The sequence below is a fragment of the Psychromonas antarctica genome (assembly GCF_022267535.1).
Classification (GTDB): Bacteria; Pseudomonadota; Gammaproteobacteria; order Enterobacterales; family Psychromonadaceae; genus Psychromonas; species Psychromonas antarctica.
The window spans coordinates 20,969-45,195 of the sequence record NZ_JAHNZV010000014.1 but is presented as its reverse complement, the minus strand read 5'-3'; the positions used below and the strand labels follow the sequence as shown (position 1 = coordinate 45,195).

The following is a 24,227-nucleotide window of genomic DNA, read 5'->3' as shown; positions in this document are numbered from 1 at the left end:
TGAGTGGCTTTATTTAGTTTGATGTTGTTCTACTCGGTTCCGCCCATTATGTTTGGCCAAGTAAAGAGCGGCATCAGCTTCTGCAATCATCTCTTCTAATGATTTGTTTTTTTCGAAGCGAGCAGTGCCAATGCTAACCGTTACTTGAATCTTTTGTTGTCCACAAATAATCGGAGATTGGTTCACGCACTCACGAAGACGTTCACAAATCATCAGAGTTTGCTGTTTATCCACATTCGGAAGTATCAAGGCGAACTCTTCGCCGCCATAACGGCATAAACTGTCAAATGTGCGCAGTGTTCTTTGTAAACGCTGTGCCAGCTCCTTCAGTACTTCATCGCCAATTTGGTGTCCATAAGTATCGTTAATCTGTTTAAAGTAATCGGCATCAATCATTGCCAACCCCAACCCCCAGTCTAAACGGCGACAGCGTGAGACATCCTGAACTAACTGATCGGAAAAAAACTTACGATTAAATAGGCCAGTTAAATGATCATGAGTGCTAATTTCCTGTAAATCCAGTGCCTGCTCGGTGACATTTTCGAGTAGGCGTTGAGAGATCGCGATTTCAGTCACATCATAGATAGCAATACCGACCGCGATGGTGGTGTTATCACTATTTTTAACGGGGAAGTAGGTACAGTTTTGATACATAAAATCGACATCATCGATAGAATACTGAGTACTCGGCAACTTAAGGAGATAAGCTCTTTGCTCCCAGGAAGTCACTGCTTGATTATTAAGTACCAATGTTGAACGGATCTTTTTACTTAACCACGCTTCATTGACATCAGGAAAAAAGCTGGTAAGTTTGCGATTGATGATTTCATTGGATTTTATATGGCTGTGCAGTTCCATAAAGCGATTCCAGAAGATCACATTCATACGTCTATCTAGAATAATAAAACCGATGCTCGACAGTTCCTGCAGCAGCTTGGAAAACTCAGTAAACTGACCGCTACCTTCCATTAAAGCAACCTTTCAAGAGCAACACGCAGATTTTTTAAGCTGCTTATTTTTAGTGAGATAATATTGTCGCAGTACAAATCAATATCTTTAATAAAAAACTTAATTTCAAATAATAAAGTCTGGTGTGTCTGTTGATCTTTTTGTTTAAAGAAAAAATCTTTTAATTCTATATTTTCCTTATTAAAGGCAATGATAGAGGGGTTGGTCAGTTCAATATCAAGTGTAAGTTGCTCCGCTAACCCCGATAGGCACGCACTATTTACCGCATTTGATATATCAAGTAACATCTCTTTCTGGCGCCTTTCATCAACAGCATCACTTTCTTCATAGCCAAGGATTTCTACCAAATCGGTAAAGTTATGACCACCAATTATAAACGTTGACCGGCCTTCAATATCACCGATAAAAGCTTGCTGGATAATGTTGATAATGGGACTATTCGATTCAGCTTTGCGCGCTAATGAATCGAGCTTATCCGCATCGACCATTGCCACATTAGGAACATTCAGTGTTACCCTATGCTCAAATACCTCAGACAATTTTGCGCCAGCTCGGCCCATCCCTATATTCGCCAACTCTTTTAGCGCATCAATTTGATAATCTGTAAATGTCTCTATAATCACCATTAAATCACCTCATGATATTTCAGCATGGAAAGTAAAGTCTCTGTTGTAATAGGTTTAGGAAAAAAATCAACTGCGCCTCGTTCTTTGGCTATTTGTTTAGAGCTTTCTTGAATATCGGCTGAAATAATAAATATACGGCTCTGGTAGCCGCGTTCATTAAGTGTCTGTAATACATCTAGACCATCTATATCTGGCATGGTCAGATCTAGAAAAATAATATCAAATTGTTGCAGCTGACAGACTTCTAGCGCTTCTTCGCCGCAGATCACTTCTGTCACCTCAACATCCCATTCAGAGGGGAGTGCTCGTTTAATCATATTTCGGGAAAAAGTTGAATCATCAACAATTAATAAGGATGTGGGCATCACTTGTCTCTCTCTGGTCGCTATATTACATATTATTGTTGGCTAGCTTATTTAAGCTGTCGGTTTCACCGCAGCTTACCTATTACATGACGGCTGCTATCAATTTTTGGCAAGAATGTGGAAATATATAGGCAATAGAGCGGGTGGTCAAGAATTGCCCTTAGCCAGTATGATCTGGAACAAGATAACTCGGCAATAAATAAAATGAGGCATTTACAGCGATCTGGCTACCCTGTTGTATGTTCCTTTTGTGGTGATTCTACAAAGGTGAAATATAGGATAATGCGTTGTTTTGTTAAGACAAGTTTTAGTGAATTGGTTATGATAATGTTTTAACCATCACAAGAGGTCGACAAGATGGTCAGTAATAGTCATTTTTCACAAGCCGCTACAGAATTGTTAAATCGCCGAGTGGCTAATACCAAATTGCCAAGTTTAGAAGAAAATATTCGCCCTCAATCTATTGAAGATGCATTAGCGATACAGACAGAAATGATGATGCAACGCACTGATTCTATTGGTGGTTGGAAATGTCTTTTGCCGCCAGCAGAAACTCAGTTAGTCGTTGCCCCTATTTTTGCCAATACCATTAATCAAGGGGCAACGTGTCGTTTGTTTGCTGATAATGGAGTGGCACGAATAGAGCCGGAAATCGCTTTTGTTTTAGGTCAAGATCTGCCCGCAAGAGAGCAAGATTACACGCCAGCCGATATTGATAATGCGCTATCAAGTTGTTATATGGCGCTGGAGTTGATGCAGGATCGTTTTCAAATAAACAGTGGTGTTGAGTTTCCTGAAAAGCTAGCTGATTGTTTAGTTAATCAAGGATTATATATCGGCCCGCAGATAGATAAATCGCTTGCTTACAAAGCCAGTGAAATCACGATTAATGTCTCGCAAGCAGCTAAAGCGCAGTGCTTTTCGGGTAAGCATCCCAATCAGTTACCACAACTACCACTTTACTGGTTGATCAATTTCATGAGCAAACGAGGCATTGACTTTACAGCAGGACAAGCGATTATTACTGGATCTTATGCGGGTATCGTTGAGGTGCTTTTTGATTGTCAGACGGAAATAGAATATGTCGGTTTAGGTAAATACTCCGTGGAATTTAAAACATTAGTTTAAAAATAAAAAGTAACCGCTTGTTATCGCATCAGAACTGTAAAGTACGCCGTTTTTTATTGCGTAATAATATTTTTTGTTAAAAATAAGGAGTTTACATTATGTCTGCTTCAGCCGTTGTCTGCCAACAGACAGCCAGTAAAGAACAATACCAACCGCAGCCATTTGTCGAGCTTAGCCATCCGCATTGGATTAAAAATGCGACTATTTATGAGGTAAATATTCGCCAGTACACGCCGCAAGGTACATTCAATGCTTTTATTGAACATCTACCGCGTTTACAAAAGTTAGGTGTGGATATTCTATGGCTAATGCCGATTCATCCCATTGGCGAAAAGAACCGCAAAGGGACGATGGGCAGTGCTTATTCAGTAAAAGACTATAAAGCGGTGAATCTCGATTACGGTACGTTAGCTGATTTAAAATACTTAGTAGCGCAGGCACACAGCCTAGGGATGTATGTTATTTTAGATTGGGTCGCCAATCACAGTGCATGGGATAATGTACTCACTAAAACACATCCAGAATGGTACAGCAAAGATCATAAAGGTAATTTCCAGCCAACTCCTTGGTGGGATTGGTCAGATATTATCGACTTTGATTATTCCAACGCACAGATGCGTGAATATATGACCGATGCAATGAAATATTGGCTGGAAGAGGTTGATATTGATGGTTACCGTGCAGATGTAGCGGGCGGGGTACCGACTGATTTTTGGGATAATGTGCGCCGCGAGTTAGATGCAATTAAGCCCGTTTTTATGCTAGCGGAATGGGATCAGCGTGATCTACATCGGAAGGCCTTTGATATGACCTACGCATGGTCATTACATAATGTGATGGAAGAAGTCGCTACGGGCAATAAAAATGTCTCAACTCTCTTTGTCTATTTTGCGAATCTTCTAAATTCATGGCCTGAAAATGCAATTTTAATGAATTTTGTTGATAACCACGATAAAAACGCTTGGGATAACACCATGTTTGCACGCTTTGGTGATTATCTGCATGTCTGTATTGTTTTAACGGCAACAATTGAGGGAATGCCGCTTATTTATGGTAGCCAAGAAGCTGGTTTAGATAAATCGTTAGCATTTTTCGATAAAGATCAGATCATTTGGCAGGAGCATCAAATAGGAACCATATATCAACAACTTTTCGCTTTAAAACACAATAACCAAGCTCTATGGAATGGTGACTGGGGCGGTAAAATGATCCCCGTCATTCATGATCAGCCTGATGCTGTTTTCTCCTTTGTGCGTGAAAAAGAGCAGGACAAGGTGTTTGTGCTGTTAAATTTCACTGACAAAGTGCAAAAAGTTAACTTTGTCAGTGATATTCAATATGGTTGTTATCAGGAGTTATTTAGCCAAGCTGAGGTGACTTTCGATCTGGGATCCGTTGACACTATAGAAGCGTTTGGCTATCGGGTTTATGTTAAAAAAAGCTAGCCGTTATTGGGTTGATTTAGGGCTTCCATATCAGCCCCGCTTTTTCTTATTACACGGTCGACATCTCGTTGATTAAGGATTTTAAATGCAAAACAGGATATTGCCTTTTATATTAATTTCTACCTTATTTGCTTGTCAATTTGTGCAGGCAGAAACTATTTCCCGATTACAAGCAGAGACGTTAATGGCTCAGTGTCATGTGTTTCGTAAACAACAAATACAGCCGTATAAAGAGCTTGAAATTGATAAGTGTATTAACAAACAGGGTAAAGAAGCTGATTACTGTGCCCGATTTTATAGTGGATACGGTGAAACTCAAAGCGATTCAAACGGGCAGTTACAAATAGGCCTTTTCTGGGGTTCTCCGATATGCGATAAAGCACTTATTGTTGAAAAATATTTTCAAATGTACCCGGGAAAAGACAAATATGAATATGAAAAATAGAGTGAACAGAGGGTCGAAAGGCTTTTAGTAGAAGAGTGCATTGGTATTAAATAGCTGATCATCGCATAGTAAGAACCTAAGCATTGTGATCACTTATGTAAACCTTGGCAATACACCATCTATCAGAAAATAGCCTATATTAAACGAAATCGGTGTGTTTTCATGGGCATTAAAACTGATTCTTTCCGTGGTCGTGTGGCAAATCCAGTTAACATTATTGACAGGTTTTTCTGAAACAATCACTTCCGGTTTGCTAATTGCAATGTTAATGCCTTTATTTGTCTTTGCTCTGGCAGAATAAAATCTTAACGCTGTAGCGCCAACTTCCTGTGTTAAATATTTGCCTAACTGTTGTGTAAACAGGTAGTTTACGGGTGAAGTAAGTAGCTTGAGAATATCCTTTGATTTGACTTTTGTTAAATCGGCAGTTGCCAAAGCATCGATCTTTACACTAAATGACATATGCTCTGATTTAATTGCTTTGTTATAGGGTACAGACATATCATCAAGAAAAACAAAGCGATAAAACGCGCATTCAGATAACGCAGTGTCGACATCATCACTGGCGTAAAAATAACTCGGCATGGTTACATCGCCAAACCGAGAGCCATATTTCAGTGGTGGGTATCTAAAGGGGGTAGATAGTAGATAATGCAGAGACTTTGTTCCTTCCCTGTAATTGGGTTTAACGTCATCGAGTAGATCTTCGAGCAACGATTGTTCGTCTAAATCATCAACTAGACTGGTTGTTGCCGCGTATTCTTGAGTCTCAACGATGCGAGTTACATCCGTCTTGAAGCGCTGTAACTTACCAATTTCTATTAGTGCACGCTTTATCATCGTTAAACTTTACCCCGCATCGCATCTAAATATTGATTGGTTCTAAATAGCCCATCTATTTTTAAACAAATGGATGCAGGAACGCCATTTAAAGCCCTGTTGTTGGTATTAAACCAATGATACATAAACTCTGAATTTCCACCGGAAATTGCATATAATGAACGATAAAGCCGAATAAAATGAAGCTGAAGTTCCCATGTTTTTGATTTCGGAGAAAACCCACAGTGAACATTACGATTTAAAGTGACTCTGTTTACACCGAGTAACTGAGATCTTTCTTTAACACCTAATTTTAAAGCATCGCAAGCATTGTTAAAGGCTTTCATTAACACTTCTGATTGGTTAATTTTAGGCAATGCGTTCATAAAAAATATCTCCCCCTTGTCAATATAATTTAAGTGTAGCAACGCGTGATGCAAATGCAACCAGTTGCCATAAAAAAGAACATATGCGCTGTAATTTGCTGTTTTGCTAATATTTCCGTTTATTTAGGCTAAATTTGTGGGAAATGAAGCTAAATTATATTTAAGATCATAAAGTTAAAACTCACATCATTTAATAAGTAAAATTGCTACAGCTTGAGTTTTTATGCGCATAGAGCTGCGCTTAATCAAGATTGGCTTTTCCCACATCCTCATTAGCCCTGTCATTGGATTAGGGGTATTATTGTGTCGATATATTTTACATTTAATGCCTATTATATAACCAACCTTGGTTTAACTAATTGATATTTATGCCCTTTGTTTTTTGGCATTAAATTTGCTTAGTTTAGGAAGCTAACTTGCTTATATTCATCAAGCAAAAAACAATAAAAACTTTGAAAGGGATGTTATATATGAATAACTTTAAAAAAAGCGCTCTAACAGCTGTTCTTGTTATGGCAACTGGATTTGCAAGTAATACTTACGCTGGGTTAATGATGGATATTGAAGACAATGGATTAGGCTTCGCTGAATTTAATCTATCTGGAACGGATCAAATTACTAGCGGAGGTTACAGCACAAATGGTGTTTGGTTGTTTGATCAAAATGTATTTGGAACATTCCTAAATAACACTGTTGTAGGCGGCTCTCACGGTTTGACTTCTGGCTCCGCGACAACTTTCACTACATTATCAGGTACACATAGCGTTGATGATATATACATACAAACTGGTTTGTCTTGCTGTAACTTCGGTATTCGTAGTGGCGGTGGCACTTTAAGTGCTGGTGACACTGTTTCTTGGTCTGGAACATTTACCACCGCATTGACTATGTCTATGTTTAATGACGGTGTATATGACTTTGATCACCTTGCTGCACACAGTAATGATTCTACATATTTAGCTGATGGATTGGTAATTTCTGTTAACGCACAAAGCGTTCCTGAGCCGGCAAGCATTGCGTTACTCGGACTTGCTTTAGCTGGTATTGGCTGGTCAAGAAAAAATAAAAATAGTTAATATATAGTAAATATATATTGCAACAAAGCCTCAGGTTATTCTGGGGTTTTTTTTTGATCTCGCATAAATTAAAGCTGAATTCATAACTTCCCAAATTCTTACATCAATAAATACAACAAAAGCCGCCGCTGCCATTGCTGATATAGCAGCCAAAGAAAAAAGGTTGGCTTTCCGATGCGGTTAAATTATCGCTTTAAAATCAGTTCTACCTACAATTGCAGATAGGTGCTGCTGCTATGCAGAGCGAAAGAGCGAATGATTGAGAAATGAAACGCGCTGCTTTGACTGTTTTGTAAGGTAATTTAAATTAGTAATAACAAAGGCTTATAACCGGCTGGTGTAATTTTTGTTTTTTTGTTATGTTACAGGTAACGTACTAAGAGTGATGATACTTTATGATCAATAAGAAAAAAAGACCGACACTGCAAGATGTTGCCGATATTGTCGGGGTAACAAAAATGACCGTAAGCCGTTATCTTAGAGACCCTTCACAAGTTTCTGCTGATATGCAGAAGAGTATTGCCGTCGCGCTGGAAGAATTGGGTTATATTCCAAATCGAGCACCGGATCTGCTTTCTCATGCCAAGAGTCACGCGATAGGTATACTGGTTCCGTCATTAACCAATCAGGTATTTTCCGAGGTAATACGTGGTATTGAGAGTATTACCGAAGCCGCTGGATATCAGACCATGCTGGCGCATTATGGTTATAGTCTTGAGGTAGAAGAACAGCGCATTAGTCATTTACTCTCTTACCATGTTGACGGCTTAATTCTTTCCGAAAGCCATCATAGTGTCCGTACGTTAAAAATGATTGAAACCGCAGGTATTCCGGTTATTGAGATGATGGATGTCACCTCGGCCGCAATTCAACAAGCTGTTGGTTTTGATAATATAGCGGCTAGTTATTGTATGGTATCGCAAATGATCCAACGCGGTTACCAGCATATTGTGTATCTGGGCGCGCGGATGGATGTGCGTACCCAATTAAAACAGCAAGGTTATGAAAAAGCAATGCGCGAGCACCATCTAACGCCTATTAGCGTGATGACTGAAGAACCTTCCTCATTTACACTCGGTGCTGAATTATTGCAGCAAACATTAGCACAGCACCAGCAGACAGACGGTATCTTCTGTACTAATGATGATTTAGCTATCGGTGCGGTTTTTGAGTGCCAGCGTCAGGGCATTGCTATCCCAGATAAAATGGCGATTGCTGGTTTTCATGGCCATGATGTTGGACAATCCATGGTACCTAAGTTAGCCAGTGTGATAACACCTCGTGAAGAGATTGGGCGCGTTTCTGCGCAGCAATTAATTGGGCGTTTAAAGGGGCAACCTATTGATAATAAGATCATCGATCTTGGATTTAAGATCCAGTTGGGTGAGAGTATTTAAAGGTTATCTTGTTTCTAAGTGTCGTTAAAGAAGCGCAGCAAAATAAATGCTGCGCTTTTTGCTTTTCGGGCTTTTAAGCTTGCGTTAACGCAACGGCCGCTTTAGATAGGGCTGTTATTGTATCCCAATCGCCGCTTGCAATGGCGTCATTTGGAATCATCCATGAACCGCCTACGGTTGCCACGCAGGATAATGCTGTATAGCTAGCTGCATTTTTCGGATTTATCCCCCCGGTTGGACAAAAACGTACTTGTGGCAGAGGTCCTGCAATTGCTTTTAGTGCAGCTGCTCCGCCATTTGCTTCGGCCGGAAAGAATTTAAGATGATCATATCCCAATTCCAATGCGGTTATGATTTCAGAGGGGGTTGATACGCCAGGAATCAAAGGCGCGCTACCTTTAGCTGCATGCTCTAGTAGCGTTCGGCTGTATCCAGGAGAAATAACAAATTTTGCGCCAGCTGCAACCGCGGCGTCATATTGCTGAGGATTAATAATAGTTCCCGCACCGATCATTGCCTGTGGCATCGCCTCAGCGATTGCGCGGATAGCATCAAGAGCGGCATCCGTGCGTAAGGTTACTTCAAATACATTGATCCCGCCGGCGGCTAATGCTTTTGCCATGGGCACGGCATCGGCGATATTGTTGATTACCATAACGGGTACGACAGGTGATACTGCAAAAACTTGTGCAGGTGAAATAGTCCAGTTCATGTTAAGTCCTTATATTATTGATTAAAAATAGTTGCGCCGTCTTCTGCACTGGATACGGCATGACGAAATAGCGTAAATAATTCCCGGCCTGCACCGCTATGCTCTGCGCTTAGATCCGGATGAAGCGGTGTACGTATACTGAGATCCGCTTTGATGTTGAGCGAACCGTTATTAACATCAAGACAGATAATATCACCGTCCTGAATCATGCTTAGCGGGCCATTGTGTTGTGCTTCAGGTGTCATATGAATCGCCGCGGGTACTTTTCCCGATGCGCCAGATAAACGTCCATCAGTGATAAGTGACACTTTAAAACCCGCTTTCATTATATTGCCTAAAATAGGCATCAATTTATGCAGCTCTGGCATACCGTTAGCGGCCGGTCCGTTATGGCGAACCACAACACTGACATCACGATTTAAATGCCCCGCTTGATAAGCCTTCTCGACATCATGTTGTGATTCAAAAACCATTGCCGGCGCTTCAATAAAACGGTCTTGCTCGGCAACCGCACTAATTTTAATGACGCCACGGCCTAAATTACCGGCAACAACTTTAAGTCCACCATGTTCTGAGAACACCTGCTGTGGTGCTGCGATGACTTTATCATCAGTTGAGTCGCTTGCCTCTACAAAGGTCACTTTGCCATCGACTAAAACTGGCCGCTTTAAATAGTCCTGCATAGTACCGTAGATAGGCTGCGCATCCATATTTAGCAGTCCGCGCTCAGCGAGTTGTTTCAGTAACGTCGGAACACCGCCGGCCGCTTGGAATGCATTGATATCTGCAGGGCCGTTTGGATACATGCGGATCAGAGAAGGGACTACTGCTGATAATTCATCTAAATCATCCCAAGTCATGATCAACCCTGCCGAACGTGCGATGGCAATCATATGGATAGTATGGTTGGTACTGCCCCCTGATGCGAGTAGCGCGACTAGGCCGTTTACTAATGTGCGTTCATCCATGACCTGTGCAATAGGACGATAGTCACCGCTGCCGTGGGCAATGCTGACCATATGAGAGGCGATGTGATCGGTCAGTGCATGGCGCAGCTGCGAATCCGGCGGCAGAAATGCAGATCCCGGTAACATTAATCCCATTGCTTCAAAAACCAGCTGGTTAGTGTTCGCGGTGCCGTAAAAAGTACAAGTGCCAGGTGAGTGATAGGCACTAGATTCCATTGCTTGTAGGGCTTTTTTATCCGCTTTACCGGCAGCATACTGTTGTCGTACTTTGACTTTTTGATCATTACTGATACCAGTTGACATCGGGCCAGATGGTACAAAAGCCGCAGGAAGGTGACCGAAAGACAGTGCCCCCATAATTTGTCCCGGGGCTATTTTGTCACAGATTCCAAGCAGTAAAACGGCATCAAAGGTATTATGGCTTAAGCCGATTGCAGTTGCCTGAGCGATTAAATCTCGGGAAAACATCGACAGATCCATGCCTGTCTGACCCTGTGTTACACCATCACACATAGCCGGCACTCCGCCTGCTACTTGGGCACTGTGGCCGCTGTTTTGTAGTACCTGCTTAATTTGGTCTGGGTAAGTTTTATAGGGCTGGTGAGCACTGAGCATATCATTGTAAGCGCTAATAATGCCGACATTAACGCGGGTAAAATCAAGAATCGTTGATTTCTGACTTGTACAGCACGCAGCAACGGTATGTGCTAAATTACCGCATGTTAAACTTGCTCTTTCTTTACCTTGTTTTGCTTGACGCTGGATACGTGTTAAATAGCTGTTGCGTAGATCGGTGCTGCGCAGCGCAATCTTTTTAGTGACTTGTTGAATAACATTGTTCATAACTTGGCCTTCTTTATTCTATCTGTTGCTATTGCTGGTTTTATCCGGCAGCAGAGATGCAGCGTGCGATAACTTCTTCGAAAGTACCCTCAATGCTGATGTGAATCACATTGGTTTCATCTTGCTGTGGTATTTCCAGTGTGTTGAACTGCGTTTTAAGTAGCTCTACGGGCATAAAGTGACCTTTACGGTCCTGCATGCGTCTCAATACCAGATCGAAATCGCCGTGCAGAAAAATGAAAGTGATCTTGCTGTTGCCCTGGCAGATCTGTTCGCGATATTTTTTCTTCAGTGCAGAGCAAACTATTACACCGCGTTCATTCTTTTTTTCAATACTGAATGCTACGTCATTGATGCGCTCAAGCCAGGGGTTACGATCCTCATCATCTAATGGCTGGCCGGATGTCATTTTAATAATGTTCGCTTTAGGATGGAGATCATCTCCGTCAATAAATTTTGCTTGAATAGCGTTTGCAAAAGCTTCACCGACCGATGATTTACCGGTACTGGACACGCCCATAATGACAAAACTGCTGCCTGCATTGTGTTGATTCATTTTTTGACCTCTATCTCATTTTTGTATTTTACATCGAATTTAGGGTTTTGATAATAACATGTTACCCGTAACTTAAGCAAATGTGAACACTCACACAATAATTTAAAAGGAAAGACAATGTCCGATATATCTTTGATTATGACAGCAGCAGGCTCGATCGTCCTACTACTGTTCCTGGTAATGAAAGTTCGATTACATGCAGTTGTAGCTTTGATTTTAGTGTCGATGATCGCCGGTCTGTTTTCCGGCATGAGCCCTGAAGACATTACGGTGACCATCCAAAAAGGCATGGGAGGCACGTTGGGTTTTGTTGCCGTTGTTGTTGCGTTAGGTGCTATGTTTGGCGGGGTAATGGAAGCAACCGGCGCGCTGGACCGAATTGCCAATACGCTGCTTAATAAGTTCGGCACTAAAAATTCTAACTGGGCGCTTACCTTTACTGGTTTTATCTGTGCTTTGCCGCTATTTTTTGATGTTGCTGTTGTCCTGTTAATCGGTGTTGCTTTTGCTGTTGTTCGTCGCGGCGGAGGCAGCCTTATTAAAATAGGTATTGCTTTATTAGCTGGTATTGCAACTTGCCAAGCATTTCTTATCCCGGCTCCTGGCCCGATTCTTGTGGCTTCGCAGCTCGGTGCTGATTTTGGATATATGATTTTCTTCGGTTTATTAGCTTCTATTCCTGCAATGATTTTGGGTGGACCAATTTTTGGTGCCATGATTGCTAAATCGGTTCATGTGGAGCTGCCTGAGCATGCACAAATCGGCGTGGATGATAGGGAAGGAGAAGGTACCCCGACATTTGCTCTGGCGATTGGCTTAATCGGCCTACCGTTGTTGATGATCGGGCTTAAAACCATTGCCGCGCGTTTTGTTGAGCCTACTTCAGCGGCACATGGATGGCTGGAATTTATCGGTCATCCGTTTACCGCTATTATGGTGGCATGTTTAGCTGCTTTCTATCTGCTTGGTACTAAACGCGGAATCTCTCGCAATCGTATTATGGAAATCTGTGGTAATGCACTACAGCCGGCTGGAATTATTATTCTAGTAACGGGGGCGGGTGGTGTATTCAAACAGGTGCTTGTGGACTCTGGTGTCGGCGCTGCTCTAGGTAACTTATTAGCGGGATCGGGTTTGCCGGTTGTTATATTAGCATTTATTCTAGCCGCCGCTGTGCGTGTTATTCAGGGCTCTGCCACGGTTGCTATGTTAACCGCATGTGGTCTGATTATCCCGATAATAGAGCCTTTAGGTCTGAATGGTGCGCAGCTGGCGGCTGTGACTATTGCTATCGGCGGTGGCTCAATTGTACTTTCTCATGTGAACGATTCAGGTTTCTGGTTGGCTAACCGTTATATGGGGATGACTGAGAAGCAAACTCTGCAGACATGGACGGTAATGGAAACCATCATCGGTACAACAGGTGCGGTGGTTGCGGTTGTGATCTCTTTATTCCTATAATCTCATAGGCGCTGAGGCGATGCGGCCTCAGTGCCTATACCCAAGTTACCTTAAGATCAGAACCTAGATCTTGAGGTGGTTTGGGTATATAACACAAAGTTTAATCCATAAATAGTGTTAGTAACTCGTTTAAATATCGCTGCCCTAAGGCTGTTATTTGCCAGCTATCGGCACCTTCTATGAGCATTTTTTTGGCGATTGCCTGATTAATTGCTTCCCTGATACTTTCTAAGGGGAGGCCGGTATAGGCGTTAAATTCGCTAAAGGGAATTGGCTCAAATAGACGCAAACGGTTGAGCATATATTCAAAAGCCAGCTCCTCTTTTGCCACTGTTTGTGTGTCATCTAAAAATGGCCGTGAACTATCCATGTAACCTTTCGGGTGTTTGATCTTGGTAGTGCGTATGATTTTATTTTCAAGCGCTAGGGTAAATTTTCCGTGTGCGCCACAGCCAATGCCGATATAGTCACCGAAACGCCAGTAGTTAAGGTTATGCTGACATGCGAAATCTGCTTGACTGTAAGCTGAAATTTCATATTGTAGATAACCATTTTCTGCCAACAGTTTTTGTCCTGCTTCCTGAATATCCCATAACAGATCATCATCGGGTAAAATGGGCGGATGTGAGAAATATTGGGTATTAGGTTCGATGGTCAATTGATACCAAGATAGGTGTGTCGGTTTTAGATCGATGGCTGTTTGCAGATCTTCCAATGCATCAGAGAGACTTTGATCAGGCAGCCCATGCATGAGATCGAGATTAAACGTTTTTATGCCTACCACAAGTGCTTGTTTAGCTGCATTTTTAGCTTCATCGGGGCCGTGAATTCGGCCCAATTTAGTGAGTTTCTGTTGCTGAAAACTTTGTACGCCAAAGGAAAAACGGTTTATGCCTGCCTGTTTAAAATCGCTTATTTTTTGATTTTCAATGGCGCCTGGATTGGCCTCCAAGGTGATTTCAATATTGTCTTTGAAAGGGACCTTTTTTTGTATCTCTTGCAGTAACCAGCCGATCCCTGATGCAGAGAGTAAACTCGGTGTACCGCCACCAATAAAAATAGTTTCTAGCCTTCTGCCCTGCACATAAAAAAGATCCTTACTGAGATCATCTAATAACGCCTGTAAGTACTCTTTTTCGGGGATTTCGCCGCGTAATTTATGGGAATTGAAATCACAATAAGGGCATTTTTCGATGCACCAAGGGATATGGATATACAGACTAAGTGGAGGTAACAAAAGCATTAAAGGGCCTATTGGATGTGCTTAAAGACGCCCATTTCGTGAATGGGCATGAGGTTTAGCCTAATTGCTCTTTTAAACGTGCAACTAACATCGTCAATGCTTGACCACGATGGCTCAGTTCATTTTTGCGCTCTTTATTGAGTTGTGCTGACGTACATTGCTCGCTTTCAACCCAGAAAACCGGATCATAACCAAAGCCGTTTTCGCCTTGTAGCGACTCGCTGATTATCCCTTCCCAAGTACCTTGGCAGATAATCGGTGTTGGGTCGAGCGCATGGCGCATATACACCAGCACACACTGAAAACGTGCTCGACGCTGTTCGTTACCAACCCCTTCTAGCTTATTTAATAAGAGATCAACATTATCGCGATCGCTGGCATTTTCACCCGCAAAACGAGATGAATAGATGCCGGGTTGACCGCTTAGAAAATCGACTTCTAAGCCTGAATCATCAGCAATAGCGGGTAATCCAGTTACTTTGGCTGCATGACGCGCTTTAATGATGGCATTTTCCACAAAGGTTGTACCTGTTTCTGCGACTTCTGCAACATCAAATTGACTCTGCGGTAGCACTTCAATGGCAAAGCTATTAAGCAGTTGGCTCATCTCTTTTACTTTGCCCTTATTACCGGTGGCTAATACCCATTTCTTTTTCATTTATTCGCCTGTATTTTCTTAATCAACATAAAATTTATGTTGGAATTTTAGTATATTGGTTTTATTTTGGCTGTTAATCTTAATGCTGAAATTCACGATCTCTTCGTTGGTAAAGGGGTAGATCGCCATATAATAGATGGCTTTACCTTCTATAATCTCTCTAAAATCTAAGATTTCTGTTTGCCCTAGTAAATTTTTACCGCTTCCAGAAATTTGGCTCTTAACGGCGTTAAGCTGGTTATTTTTATCTATCACGGCAATATTAATAATGCCCGTGTATTTACTGCGTTTAATCGCGTATTGGTTGGCGATATCAGGCTGTAAAAAAGTGGAGGGTAGGGCGATATAATGTACCTGTAAATTGTCAAACTCTTGCAACTGTTCGGCCGTGGTCAACTGACTAAAGCTAAACAGCATTGTGGCCGCTATTAGGCGAGAAAGTGTACGCATCATTATTCCTATTCTTTATTCTTCATTTGTAAAAAAAGGCGGCATCTGCCTGGGCTTATGAATACGTACTAATTTATGGCGACTTAATGCTCCTTTTTCGACGGTGACTGCGCCTTTAGGTACTTTAAACGCTTTGCTGAGAAATTTAACTAAATGGCTATTGGCTTTGCCATCAACAGGCGGTGCAGTAATGGCAATTTTAAGCTCGTCTCCCAATAAACCGACAAACTGATCGCGGCTTGCTTTTGGCTGTAAAACAAGACGCAGCAAAAGATCTGTTCCGTCTTGTTTTAAATACACAGTAGACATTAAAATAGTCGGCTGAGTAGATCGTTGACCAGCATCTCTAAGAACTGCAGACCAATTAAGACCACCACCATAGACAGATCTAAGCCGCCCATCGGGGGAATAAAACGACGTACAGGTGCAAGTAGAGGCTCTGTTAATTGAATCATGACCGCTTCAATAGGATTCTGTCCTCGACTTACCCAACTCAGGATTGCGCGTAAAATCAATACCCAAAAGATAAGCTTAAAGACGGCCGTTAGTAATATCACCAATCCCGATATAAGAATTACCATAGGGTTTAATGAAGCCCCTGCAATTAAAATTAGAGATACAACTTTTAAACAAGCAACCGCAAAGGCAAACAGAATAGTCGCTGTATCCCATCCGCCTAAACTAGGGATTAATTTGCGTAAAGGCGCAACGATTGGCTGTGTTGCCTTTATAATGAATTGGCTAAACGGGTTATAGAAATCAGCGCGTGCGACTTGCAACCAGACGCGTAGCAACACCACCATCAGATACAGATCAAATAGGGTGTTGACCAAAAAATTAACTGCATTCATTAGACTATCTCTCTTTCAATTTAAATGATTAAAATAATTTTTCCATCTCAGCGCCACGATCAGCCGCTGCTTGCATCGATTTTGCAACCGTCTCACTTAAGCCTAATTCATTAAAAGTGTCCAGTGCAGCTGCTGTTGTACCACCTTTTGAAGTCACATTCTCGCGCAGTGTTGAAATCGCAATATCAGCATTGTGTTTAACCATTTCTGCACTGCCTAGTGCTGATTGTAATACTAGCAGACGGGCTTGCTGCTCATCTAATCCCATTGCCATCGCTTTCGCTTGCATCGCTTCCATAAACAGGAAGAAATAAGCTGGCGCCGATCCTGATGCCGCGATAATGGCGTTAATCATCGCTTCATCTTCAACCCAGACAACTTCACCCACGGCTGACATTAACTCGCCAGAAAAAGTTTTATCCTGTTCACTGACTTGCTGCGATGCAAATAGACCGGTCATCCCTTTCTGCACTAATGCAGGGGTATTTGGCATGCAACGGATAACGGGCGTGTTATCGCCTAATAGTGATTGTATACGCTGTACAGAAATACCTGCAGCAATGGAGATGACTAATTTATTACTAAAATCGACACCTTGTTCAGCGAGCGCTTGACAAACTACGGCCATAATTTGTGGTTTAACGGCCAATACAATCACCTCAGCCCAATGAGAAGCTTCTTTATTGTTTTGAGAACCTTTAATTGCATATAACTCAGTCAGTTTTTCAGTGCTAGTGACACTGGGGTCGCTTGCACAAATAAAATCAGCGGGATAACCGCCTTTAACTAATCCGCTGATGATGCTAGCGGCCATATTGCCTGCACCGATAAAAGTAATTTTTTTATGTAACATGTTGAGACCCTTTTTAATTAGTTTCTTGAACCGAAAATGTCACTGCCGATGCGTACCATCGTACTACCGCAGCGAATAGCGCTTTGTAAATCACCGCTCATGCCCATCGACAGTGTATCAATATCTGGATAGCACTGTTGCAGTTTCTTATAGATGTTATGGAGTGCTTTAAATTGATTTTCAAGGAGGTCGATATTTTCTGTCTTTTCAGGAATAGCCATAATGCCGCGCAGTTTTAAACGTGGTAGGCTATTTACTTGTGATGCCAGTTCAATAACTTGCGATAAAGTAGTACCCGACTTGCTCTGTTCTCCGCTAATATTAACTTGCAGGCAAATATTAAGTTTGGGTAACTCGATCGGGCGTTGATCGTTTAAGCGTTGCGCAATTTTAAATCGGTCGACGCTTTGTACCCAATCAAAATTTTCAGCCACTAGGCGTGTTTTATTTGATTGTAATGGGCCAATAAAATACCAATAAATAGGTTCGTCGAAATCGCTATCGCGTTGGATTTGTTGTATTTTTTCGAAACCTTCTTGCACATAATTTTCGCCAAATTGGCGTAAGCCAGCTTGGTAAGCCTGTTTAATTAAAGCAACGGGCTTAGTTTTACTTACGGCGAGTAACTGTATTTGAGCAGTCTCACGTTGTACTTGCTCGGCCGCATGCGCTATTTTTTGCTTAACGCATATTATATTTTCAAAAATATTAGTAATCATAAATAGGATTTCAACTTATGGATATCACAGAATTATTGGCTTTTAGTGTAAAGCATAATGCATCAGATCTACACCTTTCTGCAGGTGTTCCTCCTATGATCAGGGTAGATGGTGAAGTTCGCAAGATAAATGTACCTGCATTAGCGCATAAAGAGGTACATAGTTTAATCTATGACATTATGAATGATAAGCAACGTAAAGATTTCGAAGAAAAGCTCGAGACCGATTTTTCATTCGAAATTCCTGAACTAGCGCGGTTTCGTGTTAATGCATTTAACCAAAAACGCGGTGCAGGCGCAGTGTTTCGTACTATCCCAAGCAAAGTACTGACATTGGAAAATTTAGGTGCACCGGATATGTTCAAAAAAATATCGGATTTCCCGCGTGGCTTGGTTTTAGTGACAGGGCCTACCGGATCGGGTAAATCAACGACATTAGCCGCTATGATAGATTATATTAATGACAGTCGACACGAGCATATTTTAACCATTGAAGATCCTATCGAGTTTGTCCATGAGAGTAAAAAATCACTGGTAAACCAGCGTGAAGTTTTTAAAGATACATTGAGCTTTGAGAATGCGTTACGCAGTGCGTTACGTGAAGATCCGGATGTTATCTTAGTGGGTGAGATGCGTGATTTGGAAACGATTCGTTTAGCATTAACTGCAGCGGAAACGGGCCATTTAGTGTTTGGCACGTTGCATACTACCTCTGCTGCTAAAACCATTGACCGTGTGATTGACGTTTTCCCAGCTGCTGAAAAAGGGATGGTTCGCTCTATGTTATCTGAGTCATTACGGGCAGTTATTTCACAAACACTGATTAAGAAAAATGGCGGAGGACGTGTCGCGGCTCATGAAATTATGCTTGGCATTCCCGCTATTCGAAACCTGATCCGTGAAGATAAAGTAGCGCAGATGTACTCAGTTATTCAAACAGGGATGGTACATGGCATGCAAACATTGGATCAATGCCTACGTAACTTGGTGGCTCAGGGGATTATTTCTCATGCTGATGCAGCGCAAAAAGCCGCGGATCCTAAAACTTTCTAAGGTGGATTTATGTTAAATAAATTATTAAAACAAACAGATCAAGTGAAAGCATCGGATCTTTTTCTTTCCGTAGGCTTACCGCCCACCATCAAACTTCATGGCCATTTAGAGTCGTTAACGCAAACAGATCTAAACAGTGAAGATGTTTATGCGTTGTGTGAAGAGGCGATGGGTAAAGCACGGTTTGCTGCTTTTAAGCTTAATAAAGAGGCCAACTATGCACTTTCTTCGGAAGATGCCGGACGTTTTCGAATCAGTGCCTTTATGCAAAAAGAGCAACCCGCAATGGTTATTCGCCGTATTGAAAGTAAAATCCCAAGTTTTGAGGAGCTTTACTTACCGGATCAATTAAAAGAGATCTGCATGGCACAACGTGGTCTGATTTTATTTGTTGGTGCAACAGGAGCAGGGAAATCGACAACGCAAGCGGCTATGGTCGGTTACCGTAACCAAAATTCATCAGGGCATATATTAACCATTGAAGATCCCATTGAATTTGTCCATCAGCATGGCCGCTCAGTAGTTACACAACGAGAAGTGGGTATTGATACTGAGTCATTTGACCATGCCCTGAAAAATTCACTGCGCCAAGCTCCTGATGTTATTTTAATCGGTGAAATAAGAAATCAAGAAACAATGGAATTCACGCTAACTTTTGCTGAAACAGGTCATTTATGTATGGCAACACTGCATGCAAATAATGCCAATCAGGCATTAGATCGTGTTTTGCATCTGGTTTCCAAAGAGCGTCATCGCCAATTTTTGTTTGATCTCTCTGTTAATTTACGCGCCATTGTTGCTCAACAGTTAGTGCCCACCCTTGATGGAAAAGGTCGTCGTGTGGCTTTTGAGATTTTATATAACACCCCGACAATGGCGGACGCGATACGTAAAGGTGAATTGCACCTTATTAAAGATATTATGAAAAATTCAGCAGAGCGTGGCATGATAACTTTTGACCAATCGTTATTTAATTTATATAAAAGAGGTATTATTGGTTATAGCGAAACCTTAGCACATGCAGATTCTGCGAATGATGTGCGCTTAATGATTAAATTACATTCAAAAGAGGGTAAAAACAGCTTAAATAAGGGGGCATTAGATGGTGTCACATTAGGCTTCTAATATATTTTAACCATCTTACCTCGGGTATTTATTTTGCATCTGACGTAAGATGGTTATCGATAAAAACAATTAAGGAGTCATCATGTTAGTTGTACTTTCCCCTGCTAAAACGCTCGATTATGAAAGCCCTGCGCCTTTATCCACATTTTCACTACCCGAGTTATTGTCACATAGTCAGCGCTTAATAAACCGTTGTTTAACTCTATCGATGCAAGAGATCGCCTCATTAATGAAAGTGAGCGATAAAATAGCGGGGTTAAATGTCGCACGGTTTAATGAATGGTCTACCCCCTTCACCTTAGATAATGCTAAACAAGCGATTTTTGCTTTCCAAGGCGATGTCTATACTGGGTTACAGGCACAGACACTTGGCAGCGAAACGCTCGATTATGCACAAAATCATCTGCGTATTCTTTCTGGTTTATATGGTTTATTAAAACCGCTTGATTTAATGCAGGCCTATCGCTTAGAAATGGGCACGCGCTTAGATAATGAACGCGGTACTAATTTGTACCAGTTTTGGGGGGGGGAAATTACTCAACGTTTAAATACAGCGCTGCAAGCACAGGACGATAACTTACTGATTAATTTAGCATCAAATGAGTATTTTAAAGCGGTAAAGAAAAAAGAGTTAAACGGCATTATTATCACACCGGTTTTTAAGGATCAAAAACGCGGACAATACAAAGTGATTAGCTTCTATGCGAAGAAGGCCCGTGGGCTGATGGCGCGTTATATTCTTGAACAGCAACTAAACGATATTGAGCAGTTAAAGGCTTTTGCGGTTAATGGTTATTATTTTGTAGAAAGTGAATCGACAGAAACCGAGCTAGTTTTTTACCGTGATGAGATGTAACGGCGCGTAATTTAACTGCGAGCTACGAGTCTCGAAACTCGCAGCTCGCCACGCATGGCTATTCTGGTGTTTTATCTTCTTTTTTACCTTGTCCTGCCCAGCTAGGTTTGCCCTTCGCTTTCACATTGCGGTGACGTTGTTTACCCATATCTTCTTTTTTCTTCAAGCGCTTGGCTTTTTGTTGCTTCTTCAACTCATCAAGGCGCTCTTTACCTTTTTTACTGACTGGTTTTTTTGATTTTTGCTGGCTAAGTTGCGCTTCTTTATGCGTTGGACGTAATGATTTGATTACGCGGCGTTTTAATTTTTGATCTGTGTAGCGTTCGACTTTTGCAAGCATATCAACATCATGTGCTGCCACTAATGAAATCGCTGTTCCTTTTTTACCGCCACGGGCGGTGCGGCCAATACGATGCACGTAGATATCGGCACTACGCGGCATATCGTAGTTAATAACATGGGTAATATCAGGTACATCAATACCGCGCGCTGCCACATCCGTCGCGATTAAAATATTGACTTTACCCTCTTTAAACTGAGCAAGTGCTAGGTTGCGTTTTTCCTGATCCATTTCACCACGGAGATAGCTGCAGCTGATTTTTAGCTCAGCCAGTTGCGCTACCAATTCCGCTAAGCGATCTCGTGTTTTTACAAATACGATCACTTTTTGTTGCTGTTCGTCTTCTTTAACCTGTTGTTGTAAAATCGCCGCTAATAACTTTAATTTATGCTCAGAGCTGTCTGCCAAGTGGACCCATTGCAGTATTTTACCGCTTTCTCGACGTGAAACTTCCGCAGTAAGCTGAACTGGATTTTTTAAGACATCACGTGAAAATTCGCGAAGTCCTTTACCTTCCAATGTTGCTGAAAAGAGTGAGGTATGCTTACGCCAGCGTGTTTCACCTGCGATTCTATCCATCACTTGGATAAAGCCCATATCGAGCATACGGTCTGCTTCATCAAGAATTAGCGTTTCAACTTCACGACAGTCAAAGGCTTCTGAGTCGATATATTCCATTAAACGACCCGGTGTGGCGATAACGATATCAACAGAGTCAGTGATTACTTGTTCCTGCACTTGGTAGGAAATGCCACCGATGATGTTACCAACCACTAGATCAGTGCCAGTAACCAATTGTTGAGCAACTTCACTGATCTGTACAGCAAGCTCTCGAGTCGGCGTTAACACTAATATTCGCGCAGAGCCGCCCCTGCGGCGAGGAAAGTCAATTAAACGCTGTACAGCAGGTAACAAAAAGGCCAGTGTTTTACCTGTGCCTGTTGGTGCGCTTGCCATTATATCTTGCTCGTCCATTGCGGGTGGAATAGCTAAAGTTTGAATGCTTGTTGGGCGTGTATGCCCCATTTTAGCAATGGCGGTTAATAAATGTTGGTCGAGATCAAGCGCTTCAAAAGACATGCAGTTTTCCAAATGACAATAGATATAAAAAGGCATTATAAAGCAAAGCTTACAATTGTGATAAGAATAGTTAAGATAGATGTGCGATAAAAAAATGTGCCGCTGGGACATCCAGCACAGCACTATTTTTATCGTTGGGTAGTCTTTATATCTGCTTGTCTTAGCGAGGGGGAAATTTTAGTTGCGCACTATCAATGATTCAAAAGTCATCGTTATAACGTTCATTAATTGAGATGATTTGTGCCTTGTTCTTGCGAAATGCTGCGACAACAAGGGGAGCAAAATGTAAACCTTCTTGGTCATCGATAAACTGTATTACCTCTTCAATCGGCCATGCTTTTTTATAACAACGATCATGCGCTAGTGCGTCAAACACATCGGCCAGTGATGCAATACGACCGATCAGATCAATCTCTTCACCTTTTAATCCATTCGGATAACCACTACCATCCCATTTTTCATGATGTTGATAACTAATTAAAGCGGCATATTGCAAAATCGACTGACTTGAATAGCGTACTAGCTCGTAGCCAATTTCGACATGAGTCTGCATTATTTTCCACTCCTCGGCGTTAAGTGCCCCTGGTTTATGGAGAATATTGTCGGGGATACCTATTTTACCAAGATCATGCAGCGGTGATGCGGATTTTATTTTTTCAGATTCAGCAACGCTATAGCCTAATTCGAGGGCCAAAATACGCGTTATTTCGGCAACACGGCGAATATGATTACCCGTTTCTTTAGATCGTCGTTCTATCGCTTCGCCTAATAAATAGACTATTTCACGTTGTCCCTCTTCAAGTTCGTGGCGCAGTTCCTCATTATCAAAAGAGGTTTTAGTGTTGGTCGCAAACAGATTCAGCAGTGCGATATCTTGCTCTGAGAGCGCGGAAAAACCTTCAAAATAAAAAATAATAGCACTATTTGAACTGCTGGGCATATTCATCGCAAAGGCATTGGCGGCGAATATGTGGCGTTGTTCAAAAATACACTGGGTAATTAATAATGAGGCATTATCGGGCAGTTTATCAATATCATTCAATTCGCTGAGATGTGCAAAATCACCGCGAGATTCAATGAGGTGAAAAACCGATGTATTACAATAAATACCAAGACATGAAAGTGCATAAGCGGGTGTTTGTGAACACTGTACTACCAGCTTAGATAGATAATTAATGGTTTCATCTATAAGCGTTTCATAGGTCATTGCATCAAAAAGTGCTGATGATGATTCAACAACCAATTCAAGGCCTGTTTTGTTTTTATTGAGACTGACGATGTTTTGATAAGAGCGCAGGGCGCTACACATTAGTGTATCCAGCTTTATGCCGCTTAGTTCAGTTTTGTTTTTGTAATCAGAAATGTCATATTCACGAATAATTTTTCTTTCTGGGGCTTGGCCAGGTTGCCCTGTTCGTAATACGATGCGAGTTGCTTTATTGCTCAACTCATTGCGGATTGTTCTAATCAGCCTTAAGCCCGCATCATCGGTTTCCATAACCACATCTATTAATGCAACAGCAATATCATCATGCTCTAAAAATAGTTGCTCAGCTTCATAGGCAGAATATGCACTTAAAAAGTGTAAGGGGGTATCATCCCATTCAAAGCTTGAGAGGACCAATTTAGTGACTGCGTGTACTTCTTTATCATCATCAACAATCATCACCTTCCATGGAGACAAGTGCAATGATATCGGTGTTTCAATATCATCTTCAATAAAAAGAAGATCGTCATTATTCATAAAAAGTCTCAATAAAGTCATAGAAAAAGAGATGCAAAACAGGTCTGAAATTTCAACTTT

Annotated in this window: 26 protein-coding genes; 9 read left to right on the top strand and 17 right to left on the bottom strand. The window is 41.6% G+C overall.

Translation table 11 applies throughout. The annotated features are described in order from the left end of the window. Window positions 1-9: 9 nt before the first annotated feature. The 3 genes from KSO91_RS05900 to KSO91_RS05890 are packed head-to-tail and all read right to left on the bottom strand — an operon-like array spanning window position 10 to window position 1,960. Window positions 10-969, bottom strand: coding sequence for a sensor domain-containing diguanylate cyclase (locus KSO91_RS05900; RefSeq protein WP_238742025.1), 960 nt, complete (start codon window positions 967-969; stop codon window positions 10-12). Next, a complete protein-coding gene (locus tag KSO91_RS05895; protein ID WP_238742024.1) occupies window positions 969-1,595 on the bottom strand; it encodes a chemotaxis protein CheC in 627 nt (208 codons plus the stop codon). The genes KSO91_RS05900 and KSO91_RS05895 overlap by 1 nt, the downstream gene beginning before the upstream one ends. Next, complete coding sequence (locus KSO91_RS05890) at window positions 1,595-1,960, bottom strand: response regulator (protein WP_238742039.1); 366 nt, start codon at window positions 1,958-1,960, stop codon at window positions 1,595-1,597. Before KSO91_RS05890 ends, KSO91_RS05895 begins: the two co-directional genes overlap by 1 nt. A gap of 357 nt (window positions 1,961-2,317) precedes the next feature. Here KSO91_RS05890 and KSO91_RS05885 point away from each other — a divergent pair, with 357 nt between their 5' ends. The 3 genes from KSO91_RS05885 to KSO91_RS05875 all read left to right on the top strand — a co-directional run bounded on the left by KSO91_RS05885 (window position 2,318) and on the right by KSO91_RS05875 (window position 4,978). Then, on the top strand, window positions 2,318-3,088 hold the full coding sequence (locus KSO91_RS05885; RefSeq protein ID WP_238742023.1) for a hydratase: 771 nt from the start codon (window positions 2,318-2,320) through the stop codon (window positions 3,086-3,088). Between the two features lie 98 nt (window positions 3,089-3,186). Then, entirely contained in the window at window positions 3,187-4,533 is a 1,347-nt protein-coding gene (locus KSO91_RS05880) for an alpha-amylase family glycosyl hydrolase (RefSeq protein ID WP_238742022.1), read from the top strand. 85 nt (window positions 4,534-4,618) lie between these two features. After that, window positions 4,619-4,978, top strand: a complete 360-nt coding sequence (locus tag KSO91_RS05875; protein ID WP_238742021.1) for a hypothetical protein — start codon at window positions 4,619-4,621, stop codon at window positions 4,976-4,978. A 93-nt stretch (window positions 4,979-5,071) separates the two neighbouring features. Here the strand turns inward: KSO91_RS05875 and KSO91_RS05870 are convergent, their stop codons facing one another. Both KSO91_RS05870 and KSO91_RS05865 read right to left on the bottom strand, forming a co-directional pair. After that, window positions 5,072-5,818, bottom strand: coding sequence for an RES family NAD+ phosphorylase (locus KSO91_RS05870; RefSeq protein WP_238742020.1), 747 nt, complete (start codon window positions 5,816-5,818; stop codon window positions 5,072-5,074). A 2-nt stretch (window positions 5,819-5,820) separates the two neighbouring features. Then, window positions 5,821-6,144 (bottom strand): MbcA/ParS/Xre antitoxin family protein, encoded by a 324-nt coding sequence (locus KSO91_RS05865; protein WP_238742019.1) that lies wholly within the window; start codon window positions 6,142-6,144, stop codon window positions 5,821-5,823. 509 nt (window positions 6,145-6,653) lie between these two features. On the opposite strand from KSO91_RS05865, the gene KSO91_RS05860 reads away from it, so the two are divergent. Together KSO91_RS05860 and gntR are read left to right on the top strand one after the other, a co-directional pair. Beyond that, on the top strand, window positions 6,654-7,259 hold the full coding sequence (locus KSO91_RS05860; protein WP_238742018.1) for a PEP-CTERM sorting domain-containing protein: 606 nt from the start codon (window positions 6,654-6,656) through the stop codon (window positions 7,257-7,259). 398 nt (window positions 7,260-7,657) lie between these two features. Next, window positions 7,658-8,656, top strand: a complete 999-nt coding sequence (gene gntR, locus KSO91_RS05855) for a gluconate operon transcriptional repressor GntR (RefSeq protein WP_420830938.1) — start codon at window positions 7,658-7,660, stop codon at window positions 8,654-8,656. Between the two features lie 73 nt (window positions 8,657-8,729). Here the strand turns inward: gntR and KSO91_RS05850 are convergent, their stop codons facing one another. The 3 genes from KSO91_RS05850 to KSO91_RS05840 are packed head-to-tail and all read right to left on the bottom strand — an operon-like array spanning window position 8,730 to window position 11,735. Next, complete coding sequence (locus KSO91_RS05850; RefSeq protein ID WP_238742016.1) at window positions 8,730-9,368, bottom strand: bifunctional 4-hydroxy-2-oxoglutarate aldolase/2-dehydro-3-deoxy-phosphogluconate aldolase; 639 nt, start codon at window positions 9,366-9,368, stop codon at window positions 8,730-8,732. A gap of 14 nt (window positions 9,369-9,382) precedes the next feature. Beyond that, the gene (edd, locus tag KSO91_RS05845) at window positions 9,383-11,179 is read right to left on the bottom strand and encodes a phosphogluconate dehydratase (protein ID WP_238742015.1); all 1,797 of its coding nucleotides are present in this window, start codon (window positions 11,177-11,179) and stop codon (window positions 9,383-9,385) included. Window positions 11,180-11,219: 40 nt separating this feature from the next. Beyond that, on the bottom strand, window positions 11,220-11,735 hold the full coding sequence (locus tag KSO91_RS05840; protein WP_238742014.1) for a gluconokinase: 516 nt from the start codon (window positions 11,733-11,735) through the stop codon (window positions 11,220-11,222). A gap of 117 nt (window positions 11,736-11,852) precedes the next feature. Between KSO91_RS05840 and gntU the strand changes: the two genes are divergently transcribed. After that, the gene (gene gntU, locus KSO91_RS05835; protein WP_238742013.1) at window positions 11,853-13,196 is read left to right on the top strand and encodes a gluconate transporter; all 1,344 of its coding nucleotides are present in this window, start codon (window positions 11,853-11,855) and stop codon (window positions 13,194-13,196) included. Window positions 13,197-13,296: 100 nt separating this feature from the next. On the opposite strand, the gene hemW is transcribed toward gntU, so the two are convergent. Genes hemW through KSO91_RS05800 form a run of 7 tightly spaced genes read right to left on the bottom strand, consistent with a single transcriptional unit; the run spans window position 13,297 to window position 17,967 of the window. Then, a complete protein-coding gene (gene hemW / locus KSO91_RS05830; RefSeq protein ID WP_238742012.1) occupies window positions 13,297-14,439 on the bottom strand; it encodes a radical SAM family heme chaperone HemW in 1,143 nt (380 codons plus the stop codon). Window positions 14,440-14,494: 55 nt separating this feature from the next. Further along, the gene (locus KSO91_RS05825) at window positions 14,495-15,097 is read right to left on the bottom strand and encodes an XTP/dITP diphosphatase (RefSeq protein ID WP_238742011.1); all 603 of its coding nucleotides are present in this window, start codon (window positions 15,095-15,097) and stop codon (window positions 14,495-14,497) included. Window positions 15,098-15,115: 18 nt separating this feature from the next. Then, window positions 15,116-15,550: a DUF4426 domain-containing protein gene (locus KSO91_RS05820; protein ID WP_238742010.1), complete on the bottom strand. Its 435-nt coding sequence runs from the start codon at window positions 15,548-15,550 to the stop codon at window positions 15,116-15,118. Between the two features lie 12 nt (window positions 15,551-15,562). Beyond that, window positions 15,563-15,856 carry a DUF167 family protein YggU gene (yggU, locus tag KSO91_RS05815; protein ID WP_238742009.1) on the bottom strand — a complete coding sequence of 98 codons (294 nt, stop codon included), beginning with the start codon at window positions 15,854-15,856 and terminating at the stop codon, window positions 15,563-15,565. Next, window positions 15,856-16,398 (bottom strand): YggT family protein, encoded by a 543-nt coding sequence (locus tag KSO91_RS05810; protein WP_238742008.1) that lies wholly within the window; start codon window positions 16,396-16,398, stop codon window positions 15,856-15,858. The genes yggU and KSO91_RS05810 overlap by 1 nt, the downstream gene beginning before the upstream one ends. Window positions 16,399-16,426: 28 nt before the next feature. Then, the gene (gene proC / locus KSO91_RS05805; RefSeq protein WP_238742007.1) at window positions 16,427-17,251 is read right to left on the bottom strand and encodes a pyrroline-5-carboxylate reductase; all 825 of its coding nucleotides are present in this window, start codon (window positions 17,249-17,251) and stop codon (window positions 16,427-16,429) included. 17 nt (window positions 17,252-17,268) lie between these two features. Further along, complete coding sequence (locus KSO91_RS05800) at window positions 17,269-17,967, bottom strand: YggS family pyridoxal phosphate-dependent enzyme (RefSeq protein WP_238742038.1); 699 nt, start codon at window positions 17,965-17,967, stop codon at window positions 17,269-17,271. Between the two features lie 20 nt (window positions 17,968-17,987). Here KSO91_RS05800 and KSO91_RS05795 point away from each other — a divergent pair, with 20 nt between their 5' ends. The 3 genes from KSO91_RS05795 to yaaA all read left to right on the top strand — a co-directional run bounded on the left by KSO91_RS05795 (window position 17,988) and on the right by yaaA (window position 21,003). Further along, a complete protein-coding gene (locus tag KSO91_RS05795) occupies window positions 17,988-19,022 on the top strand; it encodes a type IV pilus twitching motility protein PilT (RefSeq protein ID WP_238742006.1) in 1,035 nt (344 codons plus the stop codon). Between the two features lie 9 nt (window positions 19,023-19,031). Continuing rightward, complete coding sequence (locus tag KSO91_RS05790; RefSeq protein ID WP_238742005.1) at window positions 19,032-20,147, top strand: PilT/PilU family type 4a pilus ATPase; 1,116 nt, start codon at window positions 19,032-19,034, stop codon at window positions 20,145-20,147. Window positions 20,148-20,229: 82 nt separating this feature from the next. Further along, window positions 20,230-21,003, top strand: coding sequence for a peroxide stress protein YaaA (gene yaaA / locus KSO91_RS05785; protein ID WP_238742004.1), 774 nt, complete (start codon window positions 20,230-20,232; stop codon window positions 21,001-21,003). Window positions 21,004-21,061: 58 nt separating this feature from the next. Here yaaA and srmB read toward each other — a convergent pair whose 3' ends face one another. Together srmB and KSO91_RS05775 are read right to left on the bottom strand one after the other, a co-directional pair. Continuing rightward, window positions 21,062-22,423 (bottom strand): ATP-dependent RNA helicase SrmB, encoded by a 1,362-nt coding sequence (gene srmB, locus KSO91_RS05780; protein ID WP_238742003.1) that lies wholly within the window; start codon window positions 22,421-22,423, stop codon window positions 21,062-21,064. A gap of 199 nt (window positions 22,424-22,622) precedes the next feature. Continuing rightward, complete coding sequence (locus KSO91_RS05775) at window positions 22,623-24,167, bottom strand: response regulator (protein WP_238742002.1); 1,545 nt, start codon at window positions 24,165-24,167, stop codon at window positions 22,623-22,625. Window positions 24,168-24,227: the final 60 nt, after the last annotated feature.